18 protein-coding genes are annotated in these 16494 nt (G+C 56.9%); 10 read left to right on the top strand and 8 right to left on the bottom strand.

The window, feature by feature from the left end:
* Window position 1 precedes the first annotated feature (1 nt).
* Window positions 2–1141 carry a glycoside hydrolase family 105 protein gene (locus tag QMN93_RS21025; protein ID WP_193139990.1) on the top strand — a complete coding sequence of 380 codons (1140 nt, stop codon included), beginning with the start codon at window positions 2–4 and terminating at the stop codon, window positions 1139–1141.
* A 76-nt stretch (window positions 1142–1217) separates the two neighbouring features.
* On the opposite strand, the gene argS is transcribed toward QMN93_RS21025, so the two are convergent.
* Window positions 1218–2951 carry an arginine--tRNA ligase gene (gene argS, locus QMN93_RS21020; protein ID WP_033145858.1) on the bottom strand — a complete coding sequence of 578 codons (1734 nt, stop codon included), beginning with the start codon at window positions 2949–2951 and terminating at the stop codon, window positions 1218–1220.
* 239 nt (window positions 2952–3190) lie between these two features.
* On the opposite strand from argS, the gene QMN93_RS21015 reads away from it, so the two are divergent.
* Window positions 3191–3751, top strand: a complete 561-nt coding sequence (locus QMN93_RS21015; protein ID WP_193139490.1) for a VOC family protein — start codon at window positions 3191–3193, stop codon at window positions 3749–3751.
* A 78-nt stretch (window positions 3752–3829) separates the two neighbouring features.
* Window positions 3830–4573 carry a copper homeostasis protein CutC gene (gene cutC, locus QMN93_RS21010; protein ID WP_193139488.1) on the top strand — a complete coding sequence of 248 codons (744 nt, stop codon included), beginning with the start codon at window positions 3830–3832 and terminating at the stop codon, window positions 4571–4573.
* A gap of 189 nt (window positions 4574–4762) precedes the next feature.
* Here the strand turns inward: cutC and cmoB are convergent, their stop codons facing one another.
* Genes cmoB through QMN93_RS20985 form a run of 5 tightly spaced genes read right to left on the bottom strand, consistent with a single transcriptional unit; the run spans window position 4763 to window position 8343 of the window.
* Window positions 4763–5734 (bottom strand): tRNA 5-methoxyuridine(34)/uridine 5-oxyacetic acid(34) synthase CmoB, encoded by a 972-nt coding sequence (gene cmoB, locus QMN93_RS21005; RefSeq protein ID WP_039263658.1) that lies wholly within the window; start codon window positions 5732–5734, stop codon window positions 4763–4765.
* Window positions 5731–6474 (bottom strand): carboxy-S-adenosyl-L-methionine synthase CmoA, encoded by a 744-nt coding sequence (gene cmoA / locus QMN93_RS21000; RefSeq protein WP_029741772.1) that lies wholly within the window; start codon window positions 6472–6474, stop codon window positions 5731–5733. Before cmoA ends, cmoB begins: the two co-directional genes overlap by 4 nt.
* A 40-nt stretch (window positions 6475–6514) precedes the next feature.
* The gene (locus QMN93_RS20995) at window positions 6515–6910 is read right to left on the bottom strand and encodes an MAPEG family protein (protein ID WP_021240443.1); all 396 of its coding nucleotides are present in this window, start codon (window positions 6908–6910) and stop codon (window positions 6515–6517) included.
* Window positions 6911–6961: 51 nt separating this feature from the next.
* Window positions 6962–7780, bottom strand: a complete 819-nt coding sequence (locus QMN93_RS20990) for a DUF72 domain-containing protein (RefSeq protein WP_045887970.1) — start codon at window positions 7778–7780, stop codon at window positions 6962–6964.
* Window positions 7777–8343 (bottom strand): hydrolase, encoded by a 567-nt coding sequence (locus tag QMN93_RS20985; protein WP_048979930.1) that lies wholly within the window; start codon window positions 8341–8343, stop codon window positions 7777–7779. The genes QMN93_RS20990 and QMN93_RS20985 overlap by 4 nt, the downstream gene beginning before the upstream one ends.
* Window positions 8344–8606: 263 nt before the next feature.
* Here QMN93_RS20985 and aspS point away from each other — a divergent pair, with 263 nt between their 5' ends.
* The 6 genes from aspS (at window position 8607) to ruvB (ending at window position 13862) form a co-directional block, all read left to right on the top strand.
* Window positions 8607–10379, top strand: a complete 1773-nt coding sequence (gene aspS, locus QMN93_RS20980) for an aspartate--tRNA ligase (protein WP_023312238.1) — start codon at window positions 8607–8609, stop codon at window positions 10377–10379.
* A 1-nt stretch (window position 10380) separates the two neighbouring features.
* Window positions 10381–10824: a dihydroneopterin triphosphate diphosphatase gene (gene nudB / locus QMN93_RS20975; protein ID WP_033145850.1), complete on the top strand. Its 444-nt coding sequence runs from the start codon at window positions 10381–10383 to the stop codon at window positions 10822–10824.
* Window positions 10825–10851: 27 nt separating this feature from the next.
* The gene (locus QMN93_RS20970) at window positions 10852–11592 is read left to right on the top strand and encodes a YebC/PmpR family DNA-binding transcriptional regulator (RefSeq protein WP_008500447.1); all 741 of its coding nucleotides are present in this window, start codon (window positions 10852–10854) and stop codon (window positions 11590–11592) included.
* Window positions 11593–11626: 34 nt separating this feature from the next.
* A complete protein-coding gene (gene ruvC / locus QMN93_RS20965; RefSeq protein ID WP_003859749.1) occupies window positions 11627–12148 on the top strand; it encodes a crossover junction endodeoxyribonuclease RuvC in 522 nt (173 codons plus the stop codon).
* Between the two features lie 80 nt (window positions 12149–12228).
* Window positions 12229–12843, top strand: coding sequence for a Holliday junction branch migration protein RuvA (gene ruvA / locus QMN93_RS20960; protein WP_023312236.1), 615 nt, complete (start codon window positions 12229–12231; stop codon window positions 12841–12843).
* An 8-nt stretch (window positions 12844–12851) separates the two neighbouring features.
* Window positions 12852–13862, top strand: coding sequence for a Holliday junction branch migration DNA helicase RuvB (ruvB, locus tag QMN93_RS20955; RefSeq protein ID WP_023312235.1), 1011 nt, complete (start codon window positions 12852–12854; stop codon window positions 13860–13862).
* 58 nt (window positions 13863–13920) lie between these two features.
* Here the strand turns inward: ruvB and znuB are convergent, their stop codons facing one another.
* Entirely contained in the window at window positions 13921–14706 is a 786-nt protein-coding gene (znuB, locus tag QMN93_RS20950; protein ID WP_193139486.1) for a zinc ABC transporter permease subunit ZnuB, read from the bottom strand.
* Window positions 14703–15458: a zinc ABC transporter ATP-binding protein ZnuC gene (gene znuC, locus QMN93_RS20945; protein WP_193139484.1), complete on the bottom strand. Its 756-nt coding sequence runs from the start codon at window positions 15456–15458 to the stop codon at window positions 14703–14705. The genes znuB and znuC overlap by 4 nt, the downstream gene beginning before the upstream one ends.
* A gap of 77 nt (window positions 15459–15535) precedes the next feature.
* Between znuC and znuA the strand changes: the two genes are divergently transcribed.
* Window positions 15536–16480 carry a zinc ABC transporter substrate-binding protein ZnuA gene (gene znuA, locus QMN93_RS20940; RefSeq protein WP_033146550.1) on the top strand — a complete coding sequence of 315 codons (945 nt, stop codon included), beginning with the start codon at window positions 15536–15538 and terminating at the stop codon, window positions 16478–16480.
* Window positions 16481–16494: the final 14 nt, after the last annotated feature.

Here is a 16494-nt window from a genome sequence, read left to right as displayed (position 1 = left end):
GATGAAAGTTTGGCCTGTCAAACATAGCCCGTTATTACGTCAGCCAGAGCGCTTTATCGCCCGGGACGAACTGAAATCGCTGATTCAAAAGGTGACGCATAGCCTGGTCAATATCCACGACAAAACGGGTGAATTTTTGCTGCGGCTGGACGACGGGCGCGTGATCGACACTAAAGGCTGGGCCGGATGGGAGTGGACGCACGGCGTTGGCCTGTACGGTATCTGGCAATATTACTGCCAGACCGGCGACGAAGGTATGCGAGACATCATCGACAGCTGGTTTGCCGACCGCTTTGCGGAAGGCGCGACCACCAAAAACGTGAATACCATGTCGCCGTTCCTGACGCTGGCTTATCGCTACGAAGAGACCAAAAATCAGGCCTGGCGGCCGTGGCTGGAAAGCTGGGCGGAATGGGCGATGGCCGAGATGCCGCGTACGGAACACGGCGGGATGCAGCACATCACCCTGGCGGAAGAAAACCATCAACAGATGTGGGATGACACGCTGATGATGACGGTGCTGCCGCTGGCGAAAATCGGCAAGCTGCTCAACAAACCGGAATACGTTGAAGAGGCGGTGTATCAGTTCCTGCTGCACGTGCAGAACCTGATGGACCGGGAGACCGGGCTGTGGTTCCACGGCTGGAGCTACGACGGCAACCATAACTTTGCCCGTGCCCGCTGGGCGCGCGGCAACAGCTGGCTCACCATCGCGATCCCGGACTTCCTTGAGCTTGTGGATCTGCCGGAAAACAGCGCCGTGCGCCGCTACCTGGTGCAGGTATTGAATGCGCAGATTGCCGCGCTGGCGAAATATCAGGACGACAGCGGGCTCTGGCATACGCTGCTCGACGATCCACATTCTTATCTTGAGGCGTCCGCCACGGCAGGGTTTGCCTACGGTATTCTGAAAGCCGTGCGCAAGCGCTACGTTGGCGCGGAGTATGCCGAAGTGGCAGAAAAAGCGATTCGCGGTATCGTCAAAAATATTTCGCCGGAAGGCGAGCTGTTGCAAACGTCGTTCGGCACGGGCATGGGCAGCGATCTTGAGTTTTATCGCCAGATCCCGCTGACGTCGATGCCGTACGGGCAGGCGATGGCGATACTGTGTCTGACGGAGTATTTGCGGAAATACTTTTGAACCTGCGGATATCCCCGGTGGCGCTGCGCTTACCGGGGCTACAAAACAAAACCCGGCTTGCGCCGGGTTTTTTGTATTACATGCGTTCTACGGTTTCGATACCCAGGGTATCCAGACCCAGCTTCAGGGTCTTCGCCGTGAGCTGCGCCAGCTTCAGGCGGCTGTTGCGGACCGATTCGTTTTCCGCAGACAGAATAGGGCAGTGCTCGTAGAAGCCGGAGAACAGACCCGCCAGATCGTACAGGTAAGCACACATCACGTGCGGCGTGCCGTCACGCGCGACAACCGTCAGCGTCTCTTCAAACTGCAGCAGGCGCGCCGCCAGCTGTGCTTCACGATCTTCCGTGATGGTCACTGTCGCATTCGCCAGTACGTTTTCATCAATGTTCGCCTTACGGAACACCGAGAGCACGCGGGTGTAGGCATACTGCATGTAAGGCGCCGTGTTGCCCTCAAACGCCAGCATGTTATCCCAGTCGAAGATATAGTCGGTGGTACGGTTCTTGGAGAGATCCGCGTATTTCACCGCACCGATACCCACGGCGTTGGCCAGTTTTTCCAGCTCATCGGCAGACATGTCCGGGTTCTTTTCAGCCACCAGACGGCGGGCGCGTTCCAGCGCTTCGTCCAGCAGGTCGGACAGCTTCACGGTACCGCCCGCACGGGTTTTGAACGGCTTGCCGTCTTTACCCAGCATCATGCCGAACATGTGGTGTTCCAGCGGCACGCAATCCGGCACGTAACCGGCTTTACGCACGATGGTCCACGCCTGCATCAGGTGCTGGTGCTGACGGGAGTCGATGTAGTACAGCACGCGGTCAGCATGCAGCGTCTCGTAACGGTATTTCGCACAGGCGATGTCAGTGGTGGTGTAGAGGTAGCCGCCATCCTTTTTCTGGATGATCACGCCCATCGGTTCACCTTCCTTGTTTTTATACTCATCAAGGAACACCACCGTTGCGCCTTCGCTCTCTACCGCCAGGTTTTTCGCTTTCAGGTCAGCCACAATGCCGGGCAGCATTGGGTTATAGAGGCTTTCACCCATCACGTCGTCACGGGTCAGGGTGACGTTCAGACGGTTATAGGTCAGCTGGTTCTGCGACATGGTTATGTCGACAAGCTTGCGCCACATCTCGAGGAAGTATTGGTCGCCACCCTGCAGTTTAACCACGTAGCTGCGCGCGCGCTCGGCAAAGGCTTCGTCTTCGTCGTAGTGTTTTTTGGCTTCGCGGTAGAACCCTTCCAGGTCCGCCAGCGCCATTTCACCCGCGTTTTCCTGCTGCTGTTTTTCCAGGTAAGCAATCAGCATGCCGAACTGGGTACCCCAGTCGCCCACGTGGTTCGCGCGGATCACCTTGTGACCGAGGAACTCGAGCGTGCGCACCGCGGCATCACCGATGATGGTGGAGCGCAGGTGGCCAACGTGCATCTCTTTCGCCACGTTCGGCGCAGAGTAGTCGATCACGACGGTCTGCGCCTCCGGCTGGGAAACGCCCAGACGGTCAGATTTCAGGGCCGCGTCAACGTGGCTTGCCAGGAATGCAGGCTCAAGGAAGATGTTGATAAAGCCCGGACCGGCGATTTCGGTTTTGCTGGCAATGCCGGAAAGATCCAGATGCGTCAGTACCTGCTCAGCGAGCTGTCGCGGCGGCATGCCCAGTTTTTTAGCCACTGCCATCACGCCATTAGCCTGATAGTCGCCAAACTGTACTTTTGCTGACTGACGAACCTGCGGTTCGCAATCCGCAGGTGCGCCTGCGGCAATCAGTGCCTGACTGACTTTTTCGGAGAGAAGAGCCTGAATATTCACCTGGATACCTTACGTTTTTGATGCGGGCTTACAGCCGCCCGCGCCAGTTAAAGAATTTAGGGCGGGAGTATACTGCAAATGCCCTCTGGCGTCAGCATTGCGGGGCCTGAAGATTGCTCAGAATCCAGGCGGTGAAGGTGTGCATAATCATGCAGTCGCAAAAAGCCGGATTCTGCGGTTGGTCAAAACAGGGCAACAGAGTAAATTAGCGGCTTTGCGACATGAAAAGAGAGTGACTTATGGCGAACTGGCAATCCATTGACGAACTGCATGATATTTCCGCAGATTTACCGCGCTTCACCCAGGCGTTCACAGAACTTGCCACCCGTCTTGGTCTGGATATCGCGCCGCTTGAGGCCGATCACATCTCTTTGCGCTGTCATCAGAATGCCACGGCCGAGCGCTGGCGTCGCGGGTTCGAACGGTGCGGCGAGTTGCTCTCCGAGAACATCATCAATGGTCGCCCCATTTGCCTGTTCAAACTGCATGAACCGGTGAACGTGGCGCACTGGCAATTCAGCGTGGTTGAGCTGCCGTGGCCGGCCGAGAAACGCTATCCGCACGAAGGCTGGGAGCATATCGAAATAGTCCTGCCGGGTGAGCCGGAAACGTTGAACGCGCGCGCGCTGGCCCTCCTTTCCGACGAAGGCTTAAGCAAGCCGGGGATTTTTGTGAAGACGAGTTCACCCAAAGGCGAGCGCGAGCGGTTACCTAACCCGACGCTGGCCGTCACTGACGGACAGGTCACGGTGAAGTTTCATCCGTGGACCATTGAGCAGATCGTTGCCAGCGAAGCGTAAGAGATGTGAGTTCACGCCGGGACTGAAAACGGACGGCGTGGCATGATGTTTCGTTTAGTGGAATTTCAGGAGGATTAAATGGCGCTGCTGGAGATTTGTTGTTACAGCGTGGAGTGTGCCGTGACCGCGCAAAAGCACGGGGCTGACCGCATTGAACTGTGTGCGGCACCCAAAGAGGGCGGGCTGACGCCGTCTTATGGCGTGTTGAGGTCTGCCCGTCAGGCCGTCACCATTCCCGTTCACCCGATTATTCGTCCGCGCGGCGGTGATTTTTGTTACACGGCGGGCGAGTTCAGTGCCATGCTTGATGATATCGCACTCGTTCGGGACCTGGGGTTTCCAGGGCTGGTGACCGGCCTGCTGGATGAAGACGGCAACATCGATATACCGCGCATGCGTCAGATTATGAGCGCCGCGCAGGGGCTGGCCGTCACTTTTCATCGCGCATTTGATATGTGCAAAGATCCGCTTCAGACCTTTGAAACGCTTGGAGAACTTGGCGTGGCGCGCATCCTGACATCGGGTCAGCAGGCATCAGCTGAAAAAGGACTGCAATTAATTACGGAACTAAAAGCACATTCCGGTGTTCCAATAATAATGGCGGGTGCGGGAGTCCGCGCCAGCAATCTGGAACGGTTTTTAAACGCAGGGGTAGAAGAGCTGCACAGCTCCGCGGGTAAATGGATACCTTCGCCCATGCGTTATCGCAATACAGGATTGTCAATGTCGACGGATGCTGAAGCGGATGAGTATTCACGCTATGGCGTAGAGGGAGAGTCGGTTGCGGAAATGAAGTCGCTGATTGAGCGCCATCACGTGTAGCAACGTACCGATTTTTACCGCGCATCATGTCGCCCAATATGATGCTTGCTTGTACCAGGCCCCTGCAATTTCAACAGGGGCCTTTTTTTATCCCCTCACCCTAACCCTCTCCCCATAGGGGAGAGGGGACGGCTCGGTGCGGTTTTTCTCCCTCGCCCCTATGGGGAGAGGGCCGGGGTGAGGGGAAAACTACGGCTTCGTCGCAATCAACACCGCACGCATCGGGGCCGGATAGCCTTCGATGGTTTTGCTGTGGTCGGCAGGGTCGAGGAACTGCTCCAGCGATTCGGTGATCATCCAGTCGGTGCGGCGCTGTTCCTCAATTGAGGTCACGCTGACGTCGGCAATCCGCACATCCACAAACCCGCACTTCTCCAGCCAGTTCTTCAGCGCCAGCGCGGAAGGGATGAAGTAAACGTTGCGCATCTGCGCGTAGCGATCGCCCGGGACCAGAACGGCATGTTCATCGCCTTCAATCACCAGCGTTTCCAGCACCAGCTCGCCGCCGCTGACCAGCTGATCCTTCAGTTGCCACAGGTGTTCAAGCGGGGAACGACGGTGGTACAGCACGCCCATGGAGAAGACGGTATCAAAGGCTTTCAGGGCAGGAAGTTGTTCAATGCCCAGCGGCAGCAGGTGCGCGCGCTGGTCGTTACCCAGCAGCTTACGCACCGCTTCAAACTGGCACAGGAACAGCTGCATCGGGTCAATACCTACCGCCAGATGCGCCCCCGCACCAATCATGCGCCACATGTGGTAACCGCTGCCGCAGCCTACGTCCAGAATGGTACGTCCGGTCAGGTCGGAAAGGTGGGGCAGCACGCGATCCCATTTCCAGTCCGAGCGCCATTCGGTATTGATGTTCACGCCGTAAAGTGAAAACGGCCCTTTGCGCCACGGCATCAGGTTACGCATCAGCGTTTCGATGCGGTTGATCTGCCCGGCCGGGAGCGGCTCTTCGCTCTCGGCGGTTACGCTGTGCAGAAGGTCCAGACGATGCGGGGTCAGTTCGGGCAGATACTCCACCGCATTTGACCACTGCTTTAACAGGCCGTGCTGCTGATCGCGCTGCCAGGCGGCAATCTGCGCGGGCAAGGTTTCCAGCCAGTGGGAAAGCTGGTTTTTGGCAATCAGCTGATAGAAGTTGCTGAATTCGATCATGCGGATTCTCCCGCTTTCAGCGCCACCAGAGAGCCAAAGTTAAAGCACTGGAACCACAGTTCGCTGTGCTCAAAACCGGCTTTGCTCAGACGCGCTTTGTGGGTTTCTACGGAATCCGTCAGCATCACGTTTTCGAGCATGCTGCGCTTCTGGCTGATCTCCAGCTCGCTGTAGCCGTTCGCCCGTTTGAAATCGTGGTGCATATTGAACAGCAGTTCGCCAACCTCGGCATCTTCGAAGCTGAATTTCTCCGAGAGCACCAGCGCGCCGCCGGGATTCAGCCCCTGATAAATTTTGTCCAGCAGCAGCTGGCGGTCTTCAGGCACCAGGAACTGCAGGGTGAAATTCAGCACCACCATCGAGGCGTTATTGATCTCAATCTCGCGGATATCGCCTTCCACCACGTCGACCGGAACAGGGGCTTTATACGCGTCAATGTGGCGACGGCAGCGCTCAACCATCGCCGGGGAGTTATCGACGGCAATGATTCGGCAGCCTTCGTGGTGAACGTTACGACGAACCGACAGCGTTGCCGCGCCGAGCGAGCAGCCCAGGTCATAGACCTGCGTGCCGGGTTGAACGAAGCGCTCAGCCAGCATGCCGATCATAGAGATAATATTGGAATAACCGGGAACAGAGCGCTGGATCATATCCGGGAAGACTTCGGCTACCCGTTCATCGAAGGTCCAGTCGCCCAGGCTGGCGATAGGCGCGGAAAAAAGCGTGTCGCGATCTGACATAACGTAAAAATCCGGGAAAAATAAAGTGGCGTATTGTGCGCTAATGGAGGGAGAAAACCAACTCCCACGGCATATACCACAGGTTAGCCAGCACCATCAGCAAAAGCGAACACCAGGTCGCACTCATGCCGGAACGACGCCAGCGGATTAAGCGGTGGTGAAAACCGTAATAGTGCATCAGGCGGCCAGCAATAAGAAGCAGGCCACAGATGTGCACCATCCAGGTTTCTGCGCCATTCATCTCCATAAAAAGCAGCAGGATTAAGGCTGCGGGGATGTATTCGACCGCGTTGCCATGAATGCGGATAGCGCTTTGTAGCTCGGAAAATCCGCCGTCACCGTAAGAGACGCGGTACAGCGTTCTGAGGCGCACAACATCAAATGAAAACTTAATCAGCAGTAATGCACCTAACACCGCATACAGCGCGCTGACCATACAAACTCCCTGTTTTTGGCAGATGGCACTTCACTATGATAGGGGGTGATATCAGAAAAGAGAAGATTGTTGTGGGATGGAAGGGGCGCTGCCCACGGACGGCACCGCAGCCTGCAAGGCCTGCCACAGAGCATCGACCAGTTCGGGCGCCTGGGCGATATCCGGCGTGTGCAAAAAGAGATACGGCGTGGTGGTGTGTTCCCACTTCGCTAACGTTTGCAGCCAGACGGCGAACATCGCCTGATTTTGCTGCATGTTATCGCTGCCGATATACCTGACCATTGGGTTATGCGCGGTCACGATGGCATGGACCGGCACTTTCGGTTTTTTACGCTGAGCTTCAACGATGGCTTCGCTATGGGGGACAGCGCTGTGCACCGGCCGGCTATCGAGGATCACCCGGTTAACGGAACGCTCAAGCAGGCCGCGATTGAGCGCTTTTTCTGCTTCGCCCTTCGCAAAAAATTCAGGATGCCTGACTTCAACGCCGTAGGCGAATTCACGGGGCAGGGCATCCAGGAACTGCCAGAGCGCAGGTAAATCGCGCGGGCCAAACGTGGCGGGCAGCTGGATCCAGTACTGACCGATGCGGTTCGCCAGCGGCGACATGCGCGTAAAAAACTCTTCGGTCAAATCCCCGCAGTTGCGCAGCGCGGCCTGGTGGGAAATGGTGGCCGGAAACTTAAAGCAGAAGCGGAAGTCGTCGGTCGTTTGTTCCCGCCAGCGCGTAACAATCTCGGCTTTAGGGAGCGCATAGAGGGTGGTGTTACCCTCGACACAGTTGAAGTGCCGGGCATACTCCTCAAGGCTGGTGATGCCAAGGCGCACCCATTTCGGGTGCGACCACTGGGGCAGGCCCACGTACATCATAGCGCGCTGACAATCTCATCCGTGCTGCGCACGCGGCCGATGCGCGGGAAAATATGGGTCATGCTGCCCTGGTGCTGTTCAGCGGAGGCCGCGCTGCAGGCATCTTCGGCAATCACCAGGTTAAAGCCCAGCTCCCACGCGTTGCGGGCGGTAGACTCCACGCCGATGTTGGTGGAAATGCCGCACAGGATGATGGTGTCGATGCCGCGACGGCGGAGCTGTAGCTCGAGATCGGTACCGTAAAATGCGCCCCACTGGCGTTTGGTCACTTCGATGTCGCTGTCGCGTTTGCCGAGTGCGGCCGGGTACGTCCACCAGTTTTCAGGCAGGGCGCGTGCGGAAGCCTTTGCATCAACGGGCTGTTTTAACGCTTCAGCGTAATCAGCGGACCAGCCGACGCGCACCATGACAACAGGCGCACCGCTGGCACGACATGTTTCCGCCAGGCGAGCTGCGCGGCTGACCACATCATCCGCGGTATGCGGGCCGCCGGCGAAGGGCAGAATGCCTTCCTGTAAATCAATCACGACAAGTGCGGTTTTACTGGCATCAAGTGTTAACATCGTTACTCCCGTTAAATGAATCACTTCCAGACACCATACGACGTGATGGCCTGTTCCTGGGCGGATAATTTTGTTAATTTTTGTGAGAATGCGCAATAAGAGTGCAGCAAACGACCGCCTGGCCGTGGTTCGCTCTTATCGTCCGGCGGAATTTCCAGTATAATAGCCGCCTTTTTTCATCCAGTTGTGACATACAGAAAGCTGCGACATAGTAGCCTGCATACCAGGCGACATTTAGCCTGCGGCTAATTAAGGGATATCTCATGCGTACAGAATATTGCGGGCAGCTGCGTCAGTCCCACGTCGGACAGCAGGTCACCCTGTGTGGTTGGGTCAATCGTCGTCGTGATCTTGGTAGCCTTATCTTCATCGATATGCGCGACCGCGAAGGTATCGTCCAGGTGTTCTTCGACCCGGATCGCGCAGATGCGTTGAAGCTGGCCTCTGAGCTGCGTAATGAGTTCTGCATTCAGGTTACCGGCACCGTGCGCGCGCGTGACGAGAAAAACGTCAACGCCGACATGGCAACGGGCGCCATCGAAGTGCTGGCGTCCGATCTGGTGATCATCAACCGTGCAGAAGCGCTGCCGCTGGACTCCAACCACGTCAACACTGAAGAAGCGCGTCTGAAATACCGCTACCTGGATCTGCGTCGTCCGGAAATGGCTCAGCGCCTGAAAACCCGTGCGAAAATCACCAGCCTGGTGCGTCGCTTTATGGATGACCACGGTTTCCTCGACATCGAAACCCCAATGCTGACCAAAGCCACGCCGGAAGGCGCGCGCGATTACCTGGTCCCATCCCGCGTTCATAAAGGCAAATTCTACGCGCTGCCGCAGTCTCCACAGCTGTTCAAACAGCTGCTGATGATGTCCGGCTTCGATCGCTACTATCAGATCGTGAAATGCTTCCGCGACGAAGATCTGCGCGCTGACCGCCAGCCAGAATTTACCCAGATCGATGTGGAAACCTCCTTCATGACCGCCGAGCAGGTGCGTGAAGTGATGGAAGCTCTGGTGCGTAGCCTGTGGAACGACGTGAAAGGCGTTGAGCTGGGCGATTTCCCTATCATGACCTTCGCTGAAGCCGAGCGTCGTTACGGCTCTGACAAACCAGACCTGCGTAACCCGATGGAGCTGGTGGACGTAGCAGACCTGGTGAAAGGCGTTGAGTTTGCCGTCTTCGCTGGCCCGGCTAACGATCCTAAAGGCCGTGTGGCCGCCCTGCGTGTACCGGGCGGTGCGGCACTGAGCCGCAAGCAGATCGACGACTACGGCAACTTCATCAAGATCTACGGTGCGAAAGGTCTGGCCTATATTAAAGTGACCGAGCGTGCGAAAGGTCTGGAAGGCATCACCAGCCCGGTAGCGAAATTCCTTAACGCGGACATCGTGGAAGCGATCCTTGAGCGCACCGGCGCGCAGGACGGCGACATGATCTTCTTCGGCGCAGACAACAAGAAAGTCGTGGCGGATGCGATGGGCGCGCTGCGTCTGAAGCTTGGCAAAGACCTGAGCCTGACCGACGAAAACAAATGGGCGCCGCTGTGGGTTATCGACTTCCCAATGTTTGAAGACGACGGTGAAGGCGGCCTGACCGCAATGCACCACCCGTTCACCTCGCCAAAAGACATGACGGCGGCAGAGCTGAAAGCGGCACCGGAAGATGCGGTCGCCAACGCTTATGACATGGTCATCAACGGCTACGAAGTGGGCGGCGGTTCCGTGCGTATTCACAGCGGTGAAATGCAGCAGACCGTGTTCGGCATTCTGGGCATCAACGAGCAGGAGCAGCGCGAGAAGTTTGGCTTCCTGCTGGACGCCCTGAAATACGGTACGCCGCCGCACGCGGGCCTGGCCTTCGGTCTTGACCGACTGACCATGCTGCTGACCGGCACCGATAACATTCGTGATGTTATTGCCTTCCCGAAAACCACTGCCGCAGCGTGTCTGATGACCGAGGCGCCAAGCTTTGCCAACCCGGCCTCTCTGGCCGAGCTGGGCATTGAAGTGGTGAAGAAGGAAGAGAAAAACTGATATGGCATATAAGCTTCCCGTTTCGGTCCTGGTGGTCATTTATGCAGAAGACACGAAGCGGGTGCTGATGTTGCAGCGGCGCGATGACCCTGATTTCTGGCAGTCGGTTACCGGCAGTCTGGAAGAGGGGGAAACCGCGTCGCAGGCCGCCGCGCGCGAAGTAAAGGAAGAGGTCACCATTGACGTTGCCCGCGAGCAACTGACCCTGAAGGACTGCCAGCGCACGGTGGAGTTTGAAATTTTTAGCCATTTACGTCATCGCTACGCGCCGGGTACCGAGCGCAATACGGAGTCGTGGTTCTGTCTCGCGCTCCCCCATGAACGGGAGATCGTGTTTACCGAACACCTGACCTACCGCTGGGTGAATGCGGCGGATGCCGCCGCACTGACCAAGTCGTGGAGCAACCGGCAGGCGATTGAAGAATTTGTAATTAACGCAGCCTGAGAAGGCGCGATTTTTGGAGAACTTTTTATGGCAGGTCATAGTAAGTGGGCCAACACCAAACACCGCAAAGCGGCACAGGATGCCAAGCGCGGTAAGATCTTTACCAAAATCATTCGCGAGCTGGTGACAGCAGCGCGTCTGGGCGGCGGCGACCCGGCATCTAACCCGCGTCTGCGCGCGGCGGTAGATAAAGCGCTGTCAAACAACATGACGCGTGACACCCTGAACCGTGCAATCGCACGTGGCGTGGGCGGTGACGAAGACGCGAACATGGAAACCATCATTTATGAAGGTTACGGCCCTGGCGGTACTGCGGTGATGGTTGAGTGTCTGTCCGACAACCGTAACCGTACCGTTGCGGAAGTGCGCCACGCGTTCACCAAAACCGGTGGCAACCTGGGCACTGACGGTTCCGTTGCTTACCTGTTCAGCAAAAAAGGCGTCATCTCCTTCGAGAAAGGCGACGAAGATGCGATCATGGAAGCGGCGCTGGAAGCCGGTGCGGAAGACGTGGTGACCTTCGATGACGGCGCTATCGACGTTTATACCGCGTGGGAAGAGATGGGTGCCGTGCGCGACGCGCTGGAAGCGGCTGGCCTGAAAGCGGACAACGCTGAAGTCTCCATGATCCCGTCCACCAAAGCGGACATGGATGCGGAAACGGCACCGAAACTGCTGCGTCTGATCGACATGCTCGAAGACTGCGACGACGTGCAGGAAGTGTACCACAACGGTGAAATCTCTGATGAGGTTGCAGCGACTCTCTGATGAGAGCGTTTAAACCCGTTACAGGAGACGCGTGATGTCGATTATTCTCGGGATTGACCCAGGCTCACGCGTCACCGGTTATGGCGTTATCCGTCAGGTGGGACGCCAGTTAACCTACCTGGGCAGCGGCTGTATTCGCACCAAAGTGGACGATCTTCCTTCGCGCCTGAAGCTCATTTATGCGGGCGTGTCGGAGATCATCACCCAGTTTCAGCCGGACTATTTCGCCATCGAGCAGGTCTTTATGGCGAAAAACGCCGATTCAGCGCTAAAGCTCGGTCAGGCGCGCGGTGTCGCCATCGTCGCTGCCGTGAACCAGGATTTGCCGGTATTCGAATACGCGGCACGTCAGGTCAAGCAGACGGTGGTGGGCATTGGGAGCGCGGAGAAAAGCCAGGTGCAGCATATGGTGCGTACCCTGCTGAAGCTTCCCGCGAACCCGCAGGCCGACGCCGCGGATGCGCTGGCGATTGCGATTACCCACTGTCACGTCAGCCAGAACGCGATGCAAATGAGCGAGTCGCGGCTCAATCTGGCGCGAGGCAGGTTACGATAATCAGAAATCAGGCTGGATAAACATCCAGCCTTTTTTTATTATGTCGGCAGTTAATTTCTCCCAGAACGCAGGAGCGTCACGTGATAGGCAGACTCAGAGGCATCATCATTGAAAAACAACCCCCGTTAGTGCTGCTGGAAGTGGGTGGCGTGGGCTATGAAGTCCATATGCCGATGACCTGCTTCTACGAGCTGCCGGACGCGGGCAAAGAGGCGATTGTCTTTACCCAGTTTGTGGTGCGTGAAGATGCCCAGCTGCTGTACGGATTCAATAACAAGCAGGAACGCACCCTGTTCCGCGAGCTGATTAAAACTAACGGCGTCGGTCCGAAGCTGGCGCTGGCGATTTTGTCCGGCATGTCGGCACCACAGTTTGTGAATGCCGTTGAGCGCGAAGATCCTGCGGCGCTGATTAAGCTCCCGGGCATTGGTAAGAAAACCGCCGAGCGCCTGATTGTCGAGATGAAAGACCGCTTTAAAGGTCTGCATGGCGATCTGTTCACTCCGGCTGCCGATTTGGTACTGACCTCTCCTGGCGGCCCTGCAACGGATGATGATGCCGAGCAGGAAGCGGTTGCCGCGCTGGTGGCGCTGGGCTATAAACCTCAGGAGGCCAGCCGAATGGTGAGCAAAATTGCCAAACCGGACGCCAGCAGTGAAACCCTGATTCGTGAAGCGCTGCGCGCTGCATTGTGAGGTAAAGGATGATTGAAGCAGACCGCCTGGTGTCGGCAGGCACTATTCAGGCAGATGACGTGGTGGATCGCGCGATCCGCCCAAAACTGCTTGATGAGTATATCGGCCAGCCGCAGGTTCGTTCCCAGATGGAGATTTTCATCCAGGCGGCAAAGCTGCGCGGCGATGCGCTCGATCACCTGCTCATTTTTGGCCCTCCGGGTTTAGGCAAAACTACGCTGGCGAATATCGTTGCCAATGAAATGGGCGTCAACCTGCGCACCACCTCCGGCCCCGTGTTGGAGAAGGCGGGCGATCTCGCGGCGATGTTGACCAACCTCGAACCGCATGACGTGCTGTTTATCGATGAGATCCACCGCCTGTCGCCGGTGGTCGAGGAAGTGCTCTATCCGGCGATGGAAGATTACCAGCTGGATATCATGATCGGTGAAGGCCCGGCCGCGCGCTCCATCAAAATCGATCTGCCGCCGTTTACCCTGATTGGCGCCACCACCCGCGCCGGGTCGTTGACCTCTCCGCTGCGCGACCGTTTCGGCATAGTGCAGCGTCTCGAGTTTTACCAGGTGGCGGATCTCCAGCACATCGTTGGCCGTAGCGCCCGCTATATGGGGCTCGAAATGAGCGAAGAGGGCGCGTTTGAAGTGGCGAAGCGTTCCCGCGGTACGCCGCGTATCGCCAACCGCCTGCTGCGCCGCGTGCGTGACTTTGCCGAGGTGAAGCACGATGGCTCGATTTCCGCGGAGATCGCCGCTCAGGCGCTGGATATGCTTAACGTCGATGCCGAAGGCTTTGACTATATGGACCGTAAACTGCTGCTGGCGGTGCTGGACAAGTTCTTTGGCGGCCCTGTCGGGCTGGATAACCTGGCTGCGGCTATTGGGGAAGAGCGTGAGACGATTGAAGATGTGCTGGAGCCGTATCTGATCCAGCAGGGCTTCCTGCAACGCACCCCGCGTGGACGTATGGCAACGGTGCGGGCGTGGAATCATTTCGGCATTACGCCCCCGGCAATGCCGTAATGTTGTGTTCCCTCTCCCTGAGGGAGAGGGCCAGGTGAGGACTTCAGCGCCCTCCATGTTAATTCACGGTCTTTTTCATCATACTGAAGATAAACAGCACCGCCGCACTCAGCACCACTGACGGCCCCGCAGGCGTGTCATAGAACGCCGAGAACGTTAACCCACCCGTTACCGCAATCATTCCGATAATCACGGCTACGCCGGCCATCTGCTCCGGCGTACGGGCAAAACGACGCGCCGTGGCGGCTGGGATGATCAGCAGAGACGTAATAATCAGCGCGCCGACAAACTTCATTGCGACACCAATCGTTAACGCCGTCACCAGCATCAGCAGCAGTTTTACGCGCTGCAGCTTCACGCCGTCGACAAATGCCAGATCCGGACTGACGGTCATGGCAAGTAAATTCCGCCACTGCCAGAGCAGAATAGCGAGCACCACCACCACGCCAACGGCGATAGCGATGAGATCTTCCGGCGTCACGGCCAGCAGGTCGCCGAAGAGGTAGGCCATCAGATCCACGCGGATGTTTGACATCAGGCTGACCACCACCAGGCCCAGAGACAGGGCACTGTGCGCCATAATGCCAAGCAGCGTATCAATGGCGAGGTGAGGGCGTTTTTCCAGCCAGACCAGACCGGCGGCCAGCAGCAGCGTGACCACAATCACCGCGTAGAAGGGGTTCACATCCAGCAGCAGACCAAAGGCTACGCCCAGCAGGGACGCATGCGCCAGGGTATCGCCAAAATAGGACATTCTGCGCCAGACAACAAACGAGCCGAGCGGGCCCGCGGCGCAGGCAAGCATAATCCCGGCCAGCCAGCCGGGCAGTAACAGTTCAATCATGAGTGTCCATTTCCCCGACGCAGTACGATTCGTCCCTGTAAATCATGGCGATGATTATGATGATGACGGTAAATACCCAGCTGTTCAGCGCCGCGTGGGCCGAACATGGAGATAAACTCCGGGTGCATTGACACCACTTCAGGCGTACCGGAGCAGCAGATATGGTGGTTGAGGCACAGCACTTCGTCGGTTTTTGCCATCACCAGATGCAGGTCGTGCGACACCATCAGCACGGCGCAATCAAGCTCCCGACGGAGCTGGTCGATCAAATCATAAAGCGCAACCTGACCATTCACATCCACACCCTGAGTTGGTTCATCCAGTACCAGCAGCTGCGGGCTGCTCAGCAGCGCGCGGGCAAGCAAAACACGCTGAGTTTCACCGCCGGACAGTTTTTGCAGCGGCGCATCGACAAGATGGCCCGCCTGCACGCGTTTCAGCGCCGGGAGAATATCGGCTTTACGGGTGCCGGGGCGCAGACGCAGGAAACGGCTGACCGTCAGCGGCAGCGTGGCGTCGAGATGAAGTTTTTGCGGCACATAACCAATACGCAATTTTTCCTCGCGCTTAATCACGCCTTCATCGGGTGCGACCAGACCCAGCACCACGCGCACCAGGGTGGATTTGCCTGCGCCATTGGGGCCGAGCAGCGTCAGAATTTTGCCGGGCTTCAGATCGAGCGACACGTCAGAGAGGACGCGGTGCTGCCCGAATGAGACCGAAATATTTTCAAGAAAAACCAATGTCGTCATGTCATTTTAAGCTTGAAGAAGTCAACGAATGTTATAATATCACATTCCACGCATTCACTACGATGATTAGTCGCATTATGTTACATAAAAATACGCTTCTTTTCGCAGCATTATCCGCTGCCCTTTGGGGTACAACCGCACAAGATGTTAACGCTGCGGTTGTCGCTTCGCTTAAACCACTCGGATTCATCGCGTCGGCCATTGCCGACGGGGTAACGGAAACCCAGGTTCTGCTCCCTGATGGTGCATCTGAGCATGACTATTCCCTGCGCCCGTCAGATGTAAAACGCTTACAAAACGCGGACTTAGTCGTCTGGATTGGTCCTGAAATGGAAGCGTTTATGCAAAAGTCAGCAAAACAGGTTGCTGGCGAAAAACAGGTCGCGATTGCCGAACTCTCCGGCGTGAAACCGTTGCTCATGAAAGGGGCGGATGACGACGGCGACGAACATGACCATCATGCCGCAGACGGCGAAAAAGGTGATGGAGATCACCATCACGGCGAGTACAACATGCATCTTTGGTTATCCCCAGAGATAGCGGGGCTTTCAGCGGTTGCAATCCACGACAAATTAGTGGAACTTATGCCGCAAAGTCGAGCCAAACTAGACGCCAACCTGAAGGATTTTGAGGCACAATTAGCCGCAACCGATAAGCAGGTTGGTAATGAGCTCGCACCGTTGAAAGGTAAAGGGTATTTCGTTTTTCATGACGCCTACGGCTATTACGAAAAACACTACGGTTTGACCCCACTGGGCCACTTCACCGTCAACCCTGAAATTCAGCCTGGTGCGCAGCGTTTACATGAAATCAGAACACAGTTGGTTGAGCAAAAAGCGACATGCGTTTTTGCTGAGCCACAGTTCAGGCCAGCGGTCGTAGAAGCCGTGGCCAGGGGAACATCCGTGCGCATGGGAACCCTTGACCCGCTAGGTACGAATATCCAGTTGAGCAAAGCGAGCTATTCGCAGTTCCTCAGCCAACTGGCGAACCAGTATGCGAGCTGCCTGAAAGGAGATTAACGAGGAAGTGAATA

Origin of the sequence: Enterobacter sp. R-1.6.2, assembly GCF_035064085.1 — a bacterium.
Taxonomy (GTDB): domain Bacteria; phylum Pseudomonadota; class Gammaproteobacteria; order Enterobacterales; family Enterobacteriaceae; genus Enterobacter; species Enterobacter asburiae_B.
The sequence above is the reverse complement of the archived record's forward strand: the minus strand, read 5'-3'. Positions and strand labels throughout refer to the sequence as shown.